The 17,501-nt window shown below is 47.8% G+C and carries 12 protein-coding genes and 2 tRNA genes; 7 read left to right on the forward strand and 7 right to left on the reverse strand.

The genetic code is table 11. From position 1 onward, the window contains the following. Positions 1-111: 111 nt before the first annotated feature. Positions 112-240: a nucleotidyltransferase family protein gene (locus tag OU814_RS15585; protein ID WP_268184136.1), complete on the forward strand. Its 129-nt coding sequence runs from the start codon at positions 112-114 to the stop codon at positions 238-240. 68 nt (positions 241-308) lie between these two features. On the opposite strand, the gene OU814_RS15590 is transcribed toward OU814_RS15585, so the two are convergent. The 4 genes from OU814_RS15590 to OU814_RS15605 form a co-directional block, all read right to left on the reverse strand. Then, positions 309-380 (reverse strand) — tRNA-Thr (locus tag OU814_RS15590). A 10-nt stretch (positions 381-390) separates the two neighbouring features. Then, positions 391-472: transfer RNA gene (locus tag OU814_RS15595), tRNA-Tyr, on the reverse strand. A 17-nt stretch (positions 473-489) separates the two neighbouring features. Next, entirely contained in the window at positions 490-2,055 is a 1,566-nt protein-coding gene (locus OU814_RS15600) for an NAD(P)H-hydrate dehydratase (protein ID WP_268184137.1), read from the reverse strand. Positions 2,056-2,088: 33 nt separating this feature from the next. After that, entirely contained in the window at positions 2,089-2,241 is a 153-nt protein-coding gene (locus tag OU814_RS15605; RefSeq protein WP_017287639.1) for a hypothetical protein, read from the reverse strand. Between the two features lie 286 nt (positions 2,242-2,527). Between OU814_RS15605 and OU814_RS15610 the strand changes: the two genes are divergently transcribed. The 3 genes from OU814_RS15610 (at position 2,528) to OU814_RS15620 (ending at position 7,936) form a co-directional block, all read left to right on the forward strand. Continuing rightward, positions 2,528-4,000 (forward strand): TldD/PmbA family protein, encoded by a 1,473-nt coding sequence (locus OU814_RS15610; RefSeq protein ID WP_268184138.1) that lies wholly within the window; start codon positions 2,528-2,530, stop codon positions 3,998-4,000. 162 nt (positions 4,001-4,162) lie between these two features. Next, positions 4,163-5,503 carry a TldD/PmbA family protein gene (locus tag OU814_RS15615; protein WP_017287641.1) on the forward strand — a complete coding sequence of 447 codons (1,341 nt, stop codon included), beginning with the start codon at positions 4,163-4,165 and terminating at the stop codon, positions 5,501-5,503. A gap of 300 nt (positions 5,504-5,803) precedes the next feature. Next, entirely contained in the window at positions 5,804-7,936 is a 2,133-nt protein-coding gene (locus OU814_RS15620) for a TonB-dependent receptor plug domain-containing protein (protein WP_268184139.1), read from the forward strand. Positions 7,937-7,991: 55 nt separating this feature from the next. Here OU814_RS15620 and gltD read toward each other — a convergent pair whose 3' ends face one another. Then, positions 7,992-9,470 carry a glutamate synthase small subunit gene (gene gltD / locus OU814_RS15625; RefSeq protein ID WP_268184140.1) on the reverse strand — a complete coding sequence of 493 codons (1,479 nt, stop codon included), beginning with the start codon at positions 9,468-9,470 and terminating at the stop codon, positions 7,992-7,994. Between the two features lie 106 nt (positions 9,471-9,576). Further along, positions 9,577-14,163, reverse strand: coding sequence for a glutamate synthase large subunit (gene gltB, locus OU814_RS15630; RefSeq protein WP_268184141.1), 4,587 nt, complete (start codon positions 14,161-14,163; stop codon positions 9,577-9,579). 376 nt (positions 14,164-14,539) lie between these two features. On the opposite strand from gltB, the gene OU814_RS15635 reads away from it, so the two are divergent. From OU814_RS15635 to OU814_RS15645, 3 genes are all read left to right on the forward strand, one after another. Continuing rightward, positions 14,540-14,815, forward strand: coding sequence for an NIL domain-containing protein (locus tag OU814_RS15635; RefSeq protein ID WP_017287646.1), 276 nt, complete (start codon positions 14,540-14,542; stop codon positions 14,813-14,815). 42 nt (positions 14,816-14,857) lie between these two features. Next, a complete protein-coding gene (locus OU814_RS15640; RefSeq protein WP_268184142.1) occupies positions 14,858-15,589 on the forward strand; it encodes an SDR family NAD(P)-dependent oxidoreductase in 732 nt (243 codons plus the stop codon). A gap of 88 nt (positions 15,590-15,677) precedes the next feature. Then, on the forward strand, positions 15,678-16,355 hold the full coding sequence (locus OU814_RS15645; protein ID WP_026148563.1) for a hypothetical protein: 678 nt from the start codon (positions 15,678-15,680) through the stop codon (positions 16,353-16,355). On the opposite strand, the gene OU814_RS15650 is transcribed toward OU814_RS15645, so the two are convergent. Beyond that, positions 16,321-17,415, reverse strand: a complete 1,095-nt coding sequence (locus OU814_RS15650) for an ABC transporter ATP-binding protein (RefSeq protein ID WP_268184143.1) — start codon at positions 17,413-17,415, stop codon at positions 16,321-16,323. The genes OU814_RS15645 and OU814_RS15650 overlap by 35 nt on opposite strands. Positions 17,416-17,501: the final 86 nt, after the last annotated feature.

A 17,501-nucleotide genomic window follows, 5' to 3' on the forward strand; every position in this document is an offset into this window, starting at 1 on the left:
AAAATTCCGAGACAATATCTAGTTAGGGATAAATCATGAAGTCAATTGAGGAAATTCGGTGAGTTCTGAGAGAAAATAAGCCGTTCTTGCGAGATCAGTATCGAGTGAATAGTGAATAAGGTGGGAATTTTTGGGTCTTATGCGCGGGGTGAGCGGACTGAGACAAGTGATGTAGATGTGCTGATTGATTATGAAGAAGCCCCAACTTGCCAAGAAATCCCCAAACTATCCCGTTATTGACAACAGATTGTCGTCCAAAACTAAATTTAAAAACACTAAAACCCGCTCATTGAGCGGGTTTTCAGTAAAGCCCGTGACGAGGATTGAACTCGTGACCTCACCCTTACCAAGGGTGTGCTCTACCACTGAGCCACACGGGCAAAATGTGAATGGGCCGAGCTGGATTTGAACCAGCGTAGGCGTAGCCAGCGGATTTACAGTCCGCCCCCATTAACCACTCGGGCATCGACCCTTGTCATTCACAAGAATTTATCTTAGCACAGGTTCTTGAGGAAAGCTACATAAAAACTTAGTTTTTTGGTGCGCAGCGATCGACGGGATTAAAAACTGGGTCAAGGTATGGGCATCAACACCAAGCTCCGTCCGGGTTTCAGCGGCAAGAATCCCCGCTTGAGCATGCCACCACGCAGCAGTTTGAGTCATATCGAGAAGCGAAATTTGGCTCTGGGCGGCGATCTGTTGAGCCAATAATCCGCCCAATAAGCCCGTGAGCACATCCCCACTGCCGCCGCGTGCAAGCGCCGGAGTACTTTCTGGATTAATTCTTAGTTCTCCTTCAGGATTGGCGATCGCAATTCTTGCTCCTTTCAACAACACGATCGCTGTCGTTGCTGCTGCCGCTGCTCGAACTGCTGTAGCCCGACAGGTTAAATCGGCATTCGGAAATAATCGCTTGAATTCTCCTAGGTGTGGGGTCAAAATCGTCGCAGCTTGACGGGTTTTGAGCGTTTCTGCACCGAGTTTTGCCAGCGCATTCAGTCCATCTGCATCTAAAACTAAAGGTCGATCGCTGTCTAAAACTTGTCGCACGATGTCAGCCGCTTCTAATGTTAGACCCGGCCCACAGGCGATCGCATCAAAGGCAGTGAGATCGAGATCAAGCTGCGCGATCGCACCTGATTCAGTTTCAGGACAACCAATAATCAGAGCCTCTGGCAGGTGAGAAGACAGCATTGGCTTGAGAGACTTTGGAACTGCGATCGACAGCATTCCCACCCCGCTGGCTCGTCCGCCTAATCCAGTCAATAACGCCCCTCCTGAATATCTCTCTGAACCGCAAACCAGTAAGAGATGACCCATCTTATATTTATGAGTCGAAGCGGGACGCTGAAGTGGCAAAGTAGACATCGCCCAAGCTGAAGTCACGCGATGGGTTTGGGGAGATTCGCCCAGAATTGCAAAAATATCCGCAAGCGGAATATCGAAATCAATTAACTCCGCTTTGCCAACGAATTCAAGGGCAGGTTCTTGTAGTAAACCGAGTTTCCATAAGCCAAGACAAAGCGTGTGCGTCGCTCGAATGGCGGCTCCTAAGGCTCGACCTGTATCGGTATCTAATCCAGACGGCAGATCAATACTGATCACGGGGATCTGCCAGCTATTCACTTGATGAATGAGAGAAAGAATTGGATCTTCGATCGCTCGCGTTAATCCGAATCCAAACAAGCCATCAATGATCAAATCGCATGATTGCAAATCCTCGACACAAGGAATTCTCAGAGACTTTGCGTATTGAAGATGGGTTGCAGTCAACTCCTTGAAGCGAGAGAAGGGACTAAAAATCTGAACTTCATACCCGCGAAAATGCAGTTCTCGCGCCACCACGAGAGCATCTCCGCCATTATGACCGGAGCCGACGAGAATACCGACTTTACATGCTGGATACAGTTGAGCAATACGATCGCTCAACTTTCCTGCGACTTTCTCCATCAGTGCCGCAACGGGCATTCCAGCCTCAAAAATGCGATGCTCGATCGATCTCATCTGATCAGCCGTTACCAGAATCCGGGAAAGGTGTTCTAATCTGGAATTCACGATCGCCCTGCCAATAACCGCACCTACAGCCTATCAAGAACTCTTCCCGGGTTCCATCAGCCGCAGATACAGAAATGTTGCAAAAAAGAAGAACGGCACAAAAAACCATTCTGGAGAATTGCGGTACACCCAAATCATCAGGATAAGCCAGCAAATCAAGCTCGTAATGGCGAGAAGCTCACGCATAGAATACCTCGGTGATTTCCAGGAGATTGTTTTACATATTTCAGCAGTCTCACCGAAACTTCAGGCAGATCAGCAGAAGAAGTTGATTAAGATTCCGTGAAGATGGGCAAAATCTCGCATTCATTGCCCTCTACGGCTTTGAGTCGAGACTACTGAACTCCGTAGAAACGCACATCTAACAGAAGAAAGATCTTATAGGTACGGACTCCCCCAAATCACACATGTCTCTAAAGCAGAATCGCTTCGCTACAATAAACGAAAACGAACCCTGCGCGAGGCTTGCTTGATGCAATCACCGACTCTTTTAATTTCTAAAGAGCTACCTAGCTTGACTTATACTTATGCTCCTGATCGATTTGATGAATCATGGGAAGCTCCATTGTCGATTCTGCTTGGACTCGGACGGGCAGCGGGGGCAGATTTTATTGAATTTTTCTTAGAGCGCGTCAACTACATTAGCTGCATGGCAGAAGATGATGCGATTACGAGCATTGCGCCTCGATTGGCAACAGGGGCAGGCGTGCGGGTGTTTCGAGGCAAGGCAGACTGTTACGTTTCGACGAATGATTTGTCGTTTAACGGGCTGAAGGCTGCCTTGGAAAAAGGCTTATCGATTATGGGCTTACACTTGCCCGCACCCAATTCATTTGTGCCTGAAATTCACCTGGAAATTCTGCGCGATTACGCCACGAAAAAAGGCAAAGAAGCTTGGCTCGGGCAGTCTAGTTCGATGCGGGAAATGGGCGATGTCTTATTGGCAGCGAATGGAGCGCTTTCTCAGAAGGCGAGTCACATTCAGTCGCGCCGCGCCGTGTATTTCCGCGACTGGCAAGAAGTGTTAGTAGCGGCAAGTGATGGAACTTTTGCGCGCGATATTCGCTTGACGCAATCTGTCGGATATAGCTTGCTCTGTGCAGACGGTACGAATCGATCGTCGATCAGTAAGCGGGTTGGCGGAACGAGCGCACCTGATTTTCTCAGAACGTGGAATTACGCGCATGACGCAGAAGAAGTGGCAGAATCGGCGGCGAAAATGCTGTACGCCGATTATGTCGAATCGGGAACTTACCCGATCGTCATGGCAAACGAGTTTGGTGGGGTAATTTTCCACGAAGCTTGTGGTCACTTGCTCGAAACAACGCAGATTGAGCGTAAGACGACTCCGTTTGCCGAGAAGAAAGGCGAGAAAATCGCGCACGAAAATCTCACGGCATGGGATGAAGGGATTACCTCGGATGCATTTGGCACGATCGATATGGATGACGAGGGAATGCCTGCTCAACGTACTTTGCTGATTGAAAATGGCATTTTGAAGAATTTCATTTCCGATCGCGCTGGCTCTATGAGAACCGGACATCCGAGAACGGGAAGTGGTCGTCGTCAAGGATATACCTTTGCAGCAGCAAGCCGGATGCGGAATACGTATATTGCTCCCGGTGAGTATGAGATCGATGACTTGTTCGCGTCGATCGAGAAAGGAATCTATTGCAAAAAAATGGGCGGCGGCAGTGTCGGTGCGACCGGACAATTTAACTTTGCCGTAGATGAAGCTTATCTGATTGAAAACGGGAAAGTGACGAAGCCATTGAAGGGCGCGACCTTAATCGGGGAAGCAACTGAGATTATGGATAAGATCTCGATGTGTTCCAAGGATTTGGGGCTGGCAGCAGGATTCTGTGGATCGGTCAGTGGCAGCGTTTATGTCACGGTTGGACAGCCGCATTTGAAGGTGGATTCGATTACGGTTGGCGGACGATAGTTCGAGGTTTGTTGGTTTCGTTGCAGTAGGATCGCTGTTTGTTCAATCCTTTAGGTTTGGGGACGTTGAAGACCTTCAGGGATGTTCAGGGGTGAAACTGCTGACAACGAAGCGGAAACCATCGAATTCTCGTAAAGTGAGACATCTTGGAGCAAAGAGAATATGGCGAAAGTTCAGGAAATTGCGGCAGCAGCCCAGAATGCTGCTCAGAAACTTGGGATTGAGAAGTTTGATATTTTTGGATCTGCGATCGACGAAACGAGTGTGCAAGTCGATCAGGGCGAACCTCAACAAATGAAAGCGTCTCAGCGCTCAGGTGTAACGGTACGAGTTTGGAATGAAGACAATAGCGTTGGCGTAACTTCCACGACCGATGTTGATCCGATCGGATTAGAACTCGCACTCAAAACGGCGAAAGAAGCGAGTTACTTTGGCGTGAAAGAGAATGCGCCAGATTTTAGCCCAGAAGCAACTTCAGCGATCGCTGAAGTCAAGCAAGAACATCTTCCGCAAGCTGCGGTTTCACAGTTACTAGAGACTCTGATTCAGGCAGAAAAACAACTCTTAGCAGCACATCCTGCGATTGTTGGTGTTCCTTACAACGGATTAGCTCAGCGAGATATCGATCGTTTTTATCTCAACAGTCAGGGTGCTTTACGGCATGAGGCACATTCTTATGCGTCAGTTTACTTGTACACCAAGACGGAAGAAGAAGGAAGAAAGCCTCGCAGTGCAGGCGCATTTCGGGTCAGTCCTGGTGTTGAAAAGCTCGACATTGAAGGCTGTTTGAAGGAAGCAGCCGAGAAAACCATCAGTCATCTGAACTACGACAAAGTCAAGACGGGAAAATACCGGGTTGTCTTTTCGCCGGAAGCGTTTCTAGGTCTGATTGGTGCGTTTTCTAATATGTTCAATGCTCAAAGCATTTTGGATAAGCAGAGCCTTTCGACTGAGGAATCTTTGGGAAGCACGATCGCATCTCCTCTGTTGTGTTTAGATGACAACGTGCTGCATCCAGACAACATTGGTGCGGAAGCATTTGATGGAGAAGGGACTCCCACTCGTCCAGTTTCTTTGATCAAAAACGGTGTGCTTTCTAGCTTCTTGCATAGTGCTGGAACGGCGAAACGCATGAATGTACAACCGACTGGACATGCCAACATGGGTGCGAAGGTCACGGTGAGTCCTCACTTTTTCCATGTGTATGCAGGAGAACCTGCGGCACAGGAATACAGTTTGGACGATGCAGACAACGTGATTTTGATCGATGATTTGAGCGCGCTTCATGCAGGTGTGCAGGCGCTGCAAGGCTCATTCTCGCTGCCTTTTGATGGGTGGTTGATTGAGAATGGCAAGCGCACAAGTATTGAATCGGCAACCGTTGCAGGTGACATTCGAGAAGTGTTGAAGTCGATTATCTATGTGGAGAAAGAAACGGAATTCACTGGCTCAGGGGTTGCGCCTAGAGTTTGGGTAGACGAACTCTCGATTACAGGAGAGTAAAGTGAAGTCTCGCGAACGGAGCCTTGGCGAATAGATTTCGCAGCAATAGGACAAAGCGCGTCGTCGTGCAGGAATAGCTATACAAACGGAACGAGCCAGTCATTGCTGGCTCGTTCCGTTTGTAGTCTAAGCCAATCAGTCCAAGCTAATCAGCAAGCAATTGTTGTGATCAATTTTTAAGACTAAGACGCTCTGTCTTTTGACAGCAGACTGGAAAAACCTCTATACAGATGATTGTCAGTGCCGCTTAAGTTCAAAGCCTGAAAGGCTGCTTAACTATGGCTTAGTCTCATAATTCTAATGAAACTCTCTTTATTTGGCATCGCGTTTCTCTCTAGCGCGGCATGGATTTGTGTGTTTACGCAATCAAGCTATGGTGCAGAAGCATCAGCTAAACCGAATCTGATTCCGTCTGCTATACCTCCTGATCAGTCTTTACCTGATACAGCAAGTTTAACCCCTGCTCATCTTCAAGACTTCCAAAAGCCGCTTACAGAGGCTCGTTTACTTCAATCAAACTCTGCAACGGTGAGCTTAGAGCGCAAGGCAACAGACATTGCACAACAAGAAGAACCTCTAGACTCATCACCAGAAGAAGAAATTGTCGGGGTTGAAAAGCTACAAAAGCCAACTTCAACTCCGGTTTACACAATCGAAGCGGATGAAATTCGCCGTGAGAGTGCAGATAGTTTAGCTGAGATTTTACGCGGATTGCCTGGATTCGCAGTCAATGATGTCGGCTTTGGTGCAGATATTCACACTGGAACCTTTTATCGTGGAGCTTCGATCAATCAATCTGTCTTCTTGCTCAATGGTAGACCGATCGGCACAAACGTCAATACCTATCATGGTGGCACCGATTTAAACTCCATTCCCACAGGTGCGATCGAGCGAGTTGAGCTATCGAGTGGAACGGCTGCAACCCTTTACGGTTCTGAATCAGTAGGGGGTGTCGTGAATGTTGTTACCAAGAAAGGAACGGGCATTCCGCAATTCAATGGCTTTGCTCAGTTGGGATCGTTTAGTTCCTCCAACTACCGAGGCAGCTATTCTGGTTCACTTGGAGCCGTTGATTATCTATTCAGCTATCAGCGTTTCAAAGCAGAGAATGATTATCGTGTCCCGGTTGGAGCCGCAAATCGGGGGGCAGATGGGCGATTGTTCAATGGGGATTCGACTCAAGATAATTACTATGGCAATTTGAGTTTAGATCTCAATGATCGTAATTCGCTCAGTTTAGATGTTTCAACTGTTACGAGTCGGCGCGGTCTGTTGTACTTTGGATTCCCATTGCAGCGCGATCGCTTGGACCACGATACTGTGAATCTCGGGTTGACCTGGAAAGCGCTTGTAGGGAATGGAGAAGACTCCACGCTCAACACAACCTTATCGTTTAATCAAGATTACTTTAGTACTTACGGACCGACACAAGCGGTTTTCTTTCGACGCGGCATTTTGAACTCTCGCAGTTTCAATGCCAGAGTTGAACACGATTGGCAAACGAGCAAGACGAACAATCTACGTTGGGGCTTGGATCTACAAAATTCACAACTTAATGGAGAAGCTTTTAGTACACTGCCGCGACTAGCTCAATTAAATGGCGAGTTCGATCGCGATCGCTTTCAAGCTGCTTTGTTTGCCTTGAATACTTGGCAGATTACCAATAATTTCCAAGCAGAATTAGGTCTGCGCCAAAACTTTACGAGTGAATTTGGGAGTTATCTTAATCCGAGTGTTGGAGCGCGTTGGGCACTATCGCCCAATCTTGCCCTGCGGGGAAGTTGGGTCTCTGTGCATCGCAATCCAGGTCTGGATCAACTTTATGCATTTGATACGGTGCATAATTGGTTGCCCAATCCGGATCTCAAGCCTGAAACCGGATCATCTTGGACGACTGGTTTTGATGTACAACTGGCTAAAAGTTTTACAGCACAGGTTACTTATTTTGGGAGTCGGTTAAACGATCGTATCTCAGTTCAGTCCGGGCGATGGGCGAATATTGGGGTAGTCAACACGAATGGTATTGAGGCAGCTTTGCGCTGGCAGGTTTCTTCGCAGTGGTCTACCTTTGCGAACTATACCTACACCGATGCAAAGATTGGTAGCGGTGTAGAACGAGGATTGCAATTGAGTACAGTTCCCTTCTCAGTGGCGCGATTTGGCATTGGTTATGCCTCAAACGGATGGGAGGTGAATCTATATGCAAACTATTTCAGCGGTGCGCGACGTGCTTTATTTACGCTAGCAAGTGATAGTCCCCGCGACTTTTCACCCTCCTGGTTCAGCTTTGATCTAGGTTTGCGAATTCCGGTTACTCGTGGGCTTGGACTGACTGTATTTCTCGAAAATCTTGCCGATCGTAGCTACGAAAAAGCCAATCGCATTTACCAACCTGGGTTGACTTATCGAGTGGGCTTGGTTTCAGATTTCTAGTGCTGATTCACCGTACTGCCCGTGATTAGAAACCACGGGCAAGATGATCAAACAATTAGGGTAGATTGGTTTCGCCCATCAGATAGCGATCGCATTCTCTCGCCGCACCACGACCTTCATTGAATGCCCAGACAACTAAACTTTGTCCTCGACGGCAATCTCCGGCTGCAAACACCTTGGGAATACTGGTCGTGTATCTACCGTATTCGGATTTGATGTTACTACGGGCATCGCGATCGAGTCCCATTGCATCGAGTAAAGGTTGCTCAGGTCCTAAAAATCCCATTGCGAGTAGTACTAACTGAGCCGGAATGATTTTCTCAGTTCCCGGAATTTGCTTAGGAATGAACTGTCCTTGTTCATTGCGTTCCCATTGCACCTCGACCGTGTGAACTGCTTTGACATTGCCCTGCTCATCGCCTTCAAAGTGCGTTGCCGTTCTCAGATAAGCCCGAGGATCACCTCCGAATTTTGCGGCAGCTTCTTCTTGTCCATAGTCCATTTTGTAGACTTTTGGATATTCAGGCCAAGGATTGTTGGGAGCGCGTTCTTCGGGTGGTTGAGGTAAGATTTCGAGTTGGACAAGACCGTTACAGCCGTGTCGAATCGAAGTCCCAACACAGTCCGTTCCGGTGTCTCCTCCACCAATGATCACAACATCTTTGCCTTGAGCGGTAATCGCTGGCTCGGTTTGGTCTAGTACAGCTTGAGTGTTCGCGGTGAGAAAGTCCATTGCGAAGTGAATGCCTTTGAGTTGGCGACCTTCGATCGGTAAATCACGCGGTTTCGTCGCACCTGTGCAGAGTACAACTGCATCAAAATCTCTCAGCAAGTCTTCAGCAGGCAGATCTTTTCCGATTTCAGTATTGCAAACGAATTTCACACCTTCGGCTTCGAGGATGTTTAATCGCCGCATCACGACTTCTTGTTTGTCGAGCTTCATGTTGGGAATGCCATACATGAGCAATCCACCGGGACGATCAGCCCGTTCAAACACAGTTACCCAGTGTCCGACTTTATTAAGCTGAGCCGCAGCAGAAAGTCCAGCAGGTCCAGATCCTACGATCGCAATTTTCTTACCCGTTCTTTTAGCAGGAGGTTCGGGTTTGATCCAACCTTCGTTCCAGCCTTTTTCAGCGATCGAGTATTCAATGTTCTTGATCGTGACGGGTGGATTGTGAATGCCGAGTACACACGACCCTTCACAAGGAGCAGGACAGACCCGCCCAGTGAATTCGGGGAAATTGTTGGTTTTATGTAAGCGATCGAGTGCTTCTTTCCAGAGTCCGCGATAGATCAAATCATTCCATTCAGGAATGAGATTGTTGATCGGGCAGCCACTCGCCATGCCGCTGATTAAGGTTCCCGTATGGCAAAACGGAATGCCACAATCCATACAACGCGCGCCTTGAGTGCGAAGATTTTCCTCAGGCATTGAGAGGTGGAATTCGTCCCAATTGCGAATGCGATCGAGTGGTGCGAGTTCGGAAGGAAGTTCGCGCAGATATTCGATGAATCCAGTTGGTTTTCCCATAGGTTAAGAATGTTTTTTAGGTAAAGGGTTTGAGAAGGTGGGGAGTGGGGGAATAGGGAGAAGCAGAAACTTCTTTACTGCTGCCTAGCTCCCTATTCCTCTATCTCTAACTTCCTCCTACACGGGCAACGTCGCGGGCATTTTCCTCAAACGCTGCTGTTAAAGCATCATCACCACTCAGGCCTGACTCTTCAGCTCGTCTTAGTGCTTGGAGTACTCGCTTGTAATCTTTTGGCATGACCTTCACAAACCGCGATCGCGCTTGCTCCCAGTTTTCTAGGATGTCTTTTGCCTTGTGACTATGCGTGTAATTGGCGTGATTCTGGATCATCTGACGCACGATCGCAATGTCTTCGGGGTCTTCAAACGGCTCGATCGCAACCATCTGCATATTGCAACGGCTCGCAAAATCGCCTGCTTCGTCATAGATATAGGCGGCTCCGCCACTCATCCCGGCGGCAAAGTTCCGTCCAGTTGCTCCAAGGACAACAACTGTGCCACCAGTCATATACTCACAACCATGATCGCCAACCCCTTCAACAACGGTATTCACTCCAGAGTTGCGAACACAGAATCGTTCTCCGGCAATGCCATTGATATAGACTTCGCCTTTGGTTGCGCCATACATTGCAACGTTGCCGATGATGATGTTTTCAGACGGATCAAACGAAGAAACCGCCGGAGGATAAACAATCAGCTTACCGCCACTTAAACCCTTTCCGAGATAGTCATTGGCATCGCCTTCTAGTTCGAGCGTTACTCCTTTCGGCACAAATGCTCCAAAACTCTGTCCCGCACTGCCTTGGAAATGAAGATGTACCGTATCTTCCGGCAAGCCATTCCAGTGTCGTTTTGTAATCTCATTGCCAAGAATTGTTCCGACCACGCGATTGACATTCCGAATCGGTAGCGTTGCTTTAACGGGTTTGCCTTCTTCGATCGCATCTTTACACAGATCGACTAGCACAGTTAAATCCAGCGACTTGTCTAAGCCATGATCCTGCGGAATCTGGCAATACAAGCCAACAGACGGATCAACATCAGGCTGATACAGGATCTTGGAGAAATCTAGACCTTTTGCTTTCCAATGTTCGACTGCTTGTTTTGCTTCTAAGATATCTGTCCGACCGACCATCTCATTCAAAGTACGGAAACCAAGCTGTGCCATGATTTCGCGGACTTCTTGAGCAATGAACTTCATAAAGTTCACTGTGTTGTCCGGATCGCCGATAAAGCTTGCGCGCAATTGAGGATCTTGAGTCGCAATCCCAACTGGACAAGTGTTGAGATGGCAAACGCGCATCATAATGCAGCCCAATGTGACGAGCGGAGCAGTTGCAAAGCCGAATTCTTCAGCACCTAGCAACGCTGCCATCACCACATCACGTCCAGTTTTCATTTGTCCGTCAGCTTCGACAACAATGCGCGATCGCAAATTGTTTAACACTAACGTTTGATGAGTTTCAGCGAGTCCCAATTCCCAAGGTAAACCTGCATGTTTGATCGAAGTTTGGGGAGATGCGCCCGTTCCGCCATCGTAACCAGAGATCAAAACGACATCAGCATGAGCTTTGGAAACACCTGCTGCAATCGTTCCGACTCCCACTTCCGAAACGAGTTTGACACTGATGCGTGCGTCTCGGTTGGCGTTTTTCAAGTCGTGGATTAGTTCAGCTAAATCCTCGATCGAGTAAATGTCATGGTGTGGTGGTGGCGAAATTAAGCCGACCCCCGGAGTCGAATGTCGAACTTTCGCAATCCAAGGATAGACTTTGCGTCCTGGAAGTTGTCCGCCTTCTCCAGGCTTTGCACCTTGAGCCATTTTGATCTGGATTTCTCTCGCCTGAGACAGATAGAGACTGGTTACTCCAAACCGACCGGAAGCAACTTGCTTGATGGCGCTGTTTTTGGAATCGCCTTGTTCATTGCTCCAAGTGTAACGATCTGGATCTTCGCCGCCCTCGCCCGTATTGGATTTACCGCCGATGCGGTTCATGGCGATCGCTAACGCTTCATGAGCTTCTTTCGAGATTGATCCGTAGCTCATTGCTCCAGTTTTGAAGCGTTTCATAATGGCTTCAATTGGTTCAACTTCTTCGAGTGGGATGGGTTGGCGAGGCTTAAATTGCAACATGCCGCGCAGTGTAAAATGCTGCTGATTTTGCTCGTTGACTAACGCAGCATATTGCTTGAATAGCTCGTAATTTCCTTCTCGAACTGCTCTTTGCAGCGTGTGAATCGTTTGCGGGCTGAAAAGGTGAGCTTCCCCTTCTTTACGCCATTGATATTCGCCACCAACACCCAAAGTTTGTCCACTGGCTTGACGCTCTGAGAAAGCTTGATGATGACGAAGCAGTGCCTCTTGGGTAATGACTTCGAGATCCACGCCTTCAATCCGAGAAGCAGTCCAGGTAAAGTAACGATCGACGACCGAACGGTTTAAGCCAACTGCTTCAAAGATCTGTGCGCCGCGATAGCTCTGAATGGTCGAAATACCAATCTTCGACGCAACTTTGATCACGCCTTTGGTTGCTGATTTGATGTAGTTCTTGCAAGCTGTTGCATACTCTAGATTCGGGAGTAAGCCTTGAGCAATCATCGATTCGATTGTCTCAAACGCTAAGTAAGGATTGATTGCGCCGCAACCATATCCAATCAGCATGGCAAAGTGATGTACTTCACGCGGTTCGCCCGATTCGAGTACTAAGCCAACTCTGGTTCTCGCACCCGTGCGGATCAAATGATGATGCACGCCAGCGACAGCAAGTAAGGCAGGAATGGGAGCATTTTCGGCATCTACACTGCGATCGCTCAGAATGATGAGATTGATTCCAGCTTCAATTGCTTGGTCGGCTTGAGTACAGAGATTGTCGATCGCGCTTTCTAAGCCTTTTACACCGGATTTGGGATCAAATACGATCGCAATTGTCGTCGATTTGAAACCTTGCTCATCGACCTGTTTGAGTTTTGCTAATTCCTCATTGCTGAGAATTGGACTTTTTAGCTCAATCAAATGACAGCTTTCTGGCACAGGTTTGAGCAGGTTTTTCTCAGCACCAATAGTGGTTTCGGCTGAAGTGATGATCTCTTCTCGAATGGAATCGATCGGCGGATTGGTCACCTGAGCAAATAGCTGTTTGAAGTAGTCATAGAGTAGCTTGGGTCGATCAGAGAGAACAGCTAAAGGCGTATCTGCACCCATTGCTCCCACAGCTTCAACGCCATCTCGCGCCATCGGAGTGATCAACAAGCGCAACTCTTCAAACGTATAGCCAAATGCTAATTGACGCTGAAGCACAGTATTGAGATCAGACGAAGACGGAGGTGCATCTTTGAGATCAGCAAGGCTGACCATATGTTGATCAATCCAGTCTTGATATGGCTCAGCACTGGCAATTTGGTGCTTGATTTCTTCATCCGCTACAATCCGACCTTGTTCCATATCAACGAGGAACATTCTTCCGGGCTGCAACCGACCTTTTTGAGCAATCCGCTCAGGCTCGATCGGTAAAACTCCGGCTTCAGATGCCATGATCACCAAATCATCTTTGGTGACATAGTACCGAGACGGACGCAAGCCATTGCGATCGAGAACGGCTCCCATCATGCGACCGTCCGTAAATGCGATCGAAGCGGGGCCATCCCAAGGTTCCATCAAGCAAGAATGGTACTTATAAAATGCCTTGCGCTCAGGACTCATCGACTCATGGGCTGTCCAAGGTTCCGGGATCATCATCATCACGGCATGAGGCAGCGATCGACCGGATAGTGTCAGCAATTCCAAAGCATTATCAAAAATCGTGGAATCACTTCCGTCAATGTTAATAACAGGCTGGGCTTTTCTTAAATCGTCGCCAAATAAATCAGATTCAAACAAAGATTGCCGAGCGTGCATCCAGTTGATGTTACCGCGCAGGGTATTAATTTCGCCATTGTGAGCGATATAGCGATAAGGATGCGATCGCTCCCAACTCGGGAAGGTATTGGTACTAAAGCGAGAATGCACTAATCCCAAAGCACTTTGCAAATCGGGATCGCTCAAGTCAGGATAGTACTCTTTCACCTGCAAAGGCATCAACATGCCTTTATAAACCAAGGTGCGGCAAGAAAGACTAGCCGGATACCAGAACGGATCAATCCCAGTTTGGCGAATGGCACTATGCGATCGCTTCCGAATCAAATACAGCTTCCGCTCAAATGCTAAATCATCTGCTAAATCCGCCGAGCGTTGAATAAAGACTTGCTGCATAAAGGGTTCACTGGCTTTTGCCGTTTCCCCTAAGGTCGAATTGTCAGTTGGAACGTCTCGCCAGCCGAGAACTTTTTGTCCTTCCTCTGCCACGACTTGCTCAAATATCCGCCGCCCTGCTTCGCGCTGAGCACGATCGGGAGATGAATAAACCATCCCGACCCCGTACTGTCCAGCATCGGGCAAAGTAATGTTCAATGTTGCAGTCACTTTCTGAAAAAAGCCATGCGGAACCTGCATTAAAATGCCTGCCCCGTCTCCCGTGTTCGTCTCAGCTCCACATGCTCCCCGATGTTCCAAATTCGCCAAAATCGTTAAGGCTTGCTGCACGATCGAGTGAGATGGTTGTCCTTTCATCTGCACAATGAACCCAACTCCACAGGCATCATGCTCGAACTGCGGATCATACAAACCTTGCTTCGCGGGCAGTCCGTATCTAGTCATTATCATTACCCTAACAGTGGCAGAGAGAGTGTTCACTAGAGCTTCAATGAAGATATCTCTAGTACTTTTGAAATTCTCTAATACACTTCCGAGATCCCCTTCAGGTCTTAATAAAGATCTCAGATCTGTATCTCCAGAGCTTTCAATTCAGGATCTTCTATCTTGCGGCAGGTTGAATTTCTAGGGTTTAAAGTTGATAAAAATCAACAATTTTCCGGCAAATCTTGCGGCTTTGTAACATGATTCAACATCTTGCAGCGAATTTTCTGTCGAGAAAGTGCTAGTTCGCTGGCATCAAACTCTTTCGCTTCCATATAAAAATAATATACAATAAATCGATAGGCTTACCGTACTTTAACAATTTAGGAGAAAAATGATGTCTACGAGTACGAACATTGACCGGACGACTGAGCAGCGCATCCGCATCCGCATTCCCCGGCACTACCATCAAGAGCCTGTGATTTCGCAACTCGTCTCGCAGTATCAGTTAACAATCAATATTGCTGCGGCGATTTTGGGCGCGAATGCGAGTGGAGACGGCTGGTTTGATCTCGTTCTAAAGGGACATCACACCAATATTCAAGCGGCTTTGAGTTACTTGGATGAGTTGGATTTGGAGGTTTGGCAGGGCGAGGAGTCAGACGGGTGGTAAGCGCCGCGTTATACTCAATGTAAAGTTTTGTAAAAACAACTGATGATGAGTAAGGCAGCGCTAGTTGTAGGGGCGAGTCAAGGAATTGGGCTGGAATTTGCCCGACAATTGCTCGATCGAGTGGATCGGGTTTATGCGACTTATCGCAGTCCTGATTGCGATCTTTTTCAGCTTGATTCGCCTTCTCTAGAGCGGCTGCAACTTGATCTCACTGATGAGGCTCAAATCGAACGTACGATCACCAAAATTAAGTCGGAAACGTCTGAATTGCACTACATCATCAACTGTGTGGGTGTATTGCACGATGGAGCGATGCAACCAGAGAAAAGCCTGCGACATCTCAATGGGGATCAGCTTCTCAAGTATTTTCAAATTAATAGTATTGGCGCGGTCTTGTTAGCCAAGCATGTGCAGCCGTTGTTGAAGCATCGCGATCGCTCCGTTTTGGCGACGATTTCGGCAAAAGTTGGCAGCATTGGAGACAATCAGCTTGGGGGCTGGTATGGTTACCGGGCTTCTAAAGCAGCGTTGAATATGTTCATGCGAACAACTGCGATCGAATATAAGCGGACTTGTCCGAATGCAATTGTGGTGAACCTGCATCCAGGGACAACGGATACAAGACTATCTAAGCCGTTTCAGAAGTCTGTGCCGCCAGAGAAATTATTTTCGGTCGATCGTACCGTTCGGCAACTGCTCGACGTGATTGATCAACTGGAAAATCATCAGGGTGGCGAGTTTTTCTCCTGGGATGGGACACAGATCCCTTGGTAAAGTTTTTCAGCCTCAACCTGGAGAGTGGTGTGATTTAGGTGAATCCTAAATTAGACCTACTTGTCTATTAAGAGGTTGAGGAAAAGCAATGAATCCGAATAAAGCTAGGGTGTTAATCTCGTTGGCATTGATGGTCGCAGGAGGTGTGGGCGCTTTAGTCGCACTGAATCAATCGCCGTCTGACATATCATCTTTTCAGACTCCGCCTGCACAACCTGAACCCGTGGTTGTGCAAAAAGTTGCTCAAAAACCGATTCAGCAAGCTCCGCAGCAAAGTCGATCGCAAGAAATTGCCACTCAGCTTGATCAATCGATGGCCGGACAATTTTTGAAGCAACTGTCGGGTCAAGCGGATGCGAAAGTAGAAGCATCCAAAAGCGCGATCGGGAATTTTATCAAGCAGAAAACTGACGAGCAGCGGCAGTACGTGAAGCAAATCGTGATCGATGCTTTAGAAGAAACGGTTTCAGGGGAAGTCAAAAAACAGACTGAATCGCTCAAAGCTGAATTCAAAGGCGTTCAACTTACCCCAGATCAGTCGGCTCAAATCCAGCAAGCTCGACGTGAAATGCAAGCTGAAATCGTCAAAGAACTGCAAGCCAATCCAGAATTGCTGAAACAGATCCAAACGGGCAAAGTCGATCAAACTTTATCGCAGCCGTTGAAAGACTATAGCCAGGTTGTGACCACTGTTTTAACTCCGCAACAGCGAGCACAATGGCGCAAGAATTTCAATGCGCTGCACTCTCAAGCTGTGAATCCCTAGTCGGTTCAAACAATCGCACCCCAGATAAATTCACTTTGACGCGCACTCGTGTGCCAATGTCTAACGCAGGCTTCACAGCGCTCAGGACTTTCAGGCGAGTCCCTGAGCTAGTTTGAATACAGTATCGATGCTCACGCCCTAAAAATTGACGATCGACAATCACAATCGATCCCGCTGGAGCAGGTTCTAACTTAATGTCTTGCTGTCGAATCATCACATCAGCTTGATGGGCAAATTCTCCAGAATCTTCCACCATTAATGTTCCGATCGCAGTTTTCCAACCTGTACCACTATAAGTCGCAGGTAAGAAATTTCCTTGAGTCACAAATTCTGCAACGAACCGGGTTGCAGGCTCGTCATAAAGCGTCTCAGGAGTTGCTAACTGTTCTAATTTGCCTTGATTCATCACGGCAACTCGATCCGAAATGGACAACGCTTCTTCTTGATCGTGCGTGACAAAAATTGCAGTTGTTCCAGTGTTTTTGAGAATGGTGCGAATTTCTTGTCGGAGATGCGATCGCACTTGCACATCCAAGTTACTCAACGGCTCATCGAGCAGAATCAAAGCAGGCTGAGGCGCTAATGCTCGCGCTAATGCAACTCTTTGCTGTTGTCCACCGGAGAGTTCGTGCGGATAGCGTTTTTCTAACCCCGATAAGCCGACTTGCGCGATCGCAGCCGAGACCATTTCTTTTGCTTGCTGAGCGGGATAACCCGATCGCTTGCGTCGAGATTTTTTTAAGCCAAATCCCACATTTTCTGCCACATTCAAATGCGGAAACAGCGCATAGTCCTGAAAGACCATGCCAATATCTCGCTGTTCAGGAGCTTGCCAGTATTTCCCACCTGCAACTTGCTGACCTGACAATTCGATGGTTCCAGATTCAGGTCGCTCAAATCCTGCAATCAGTCTCAATAATGTAGTCTTTCCACAGCCCGATGCCCCCAGTAGGCTTAATAACTCACCTCTTCGCAGCTTTAGCGAAACGGCATCTACAACAGGCGTAGCGGAAAATCGCTTTGAAACCTGGTCTAATTGCAAAATGATCGAGTCAAGCATTAGAGTTCTTATAGCGGCAAACTTATTGAGACTAATCATCAACAATTTTGAAGCCCTAGTAAAGTAGTTTTACAAGATTTCTTGAG

The sequence above is a fragment of the Leptolyngbya sp. GGD genome, from assembly GCF_026735145.1.
Classification (GTDB): Bacteria; Cyanobacteriota; Cyanobacteriia; order Leptolyngbyales; family Leptolyngbyaceae; genus Leptolyngbya; species Leptolyngbya boryana.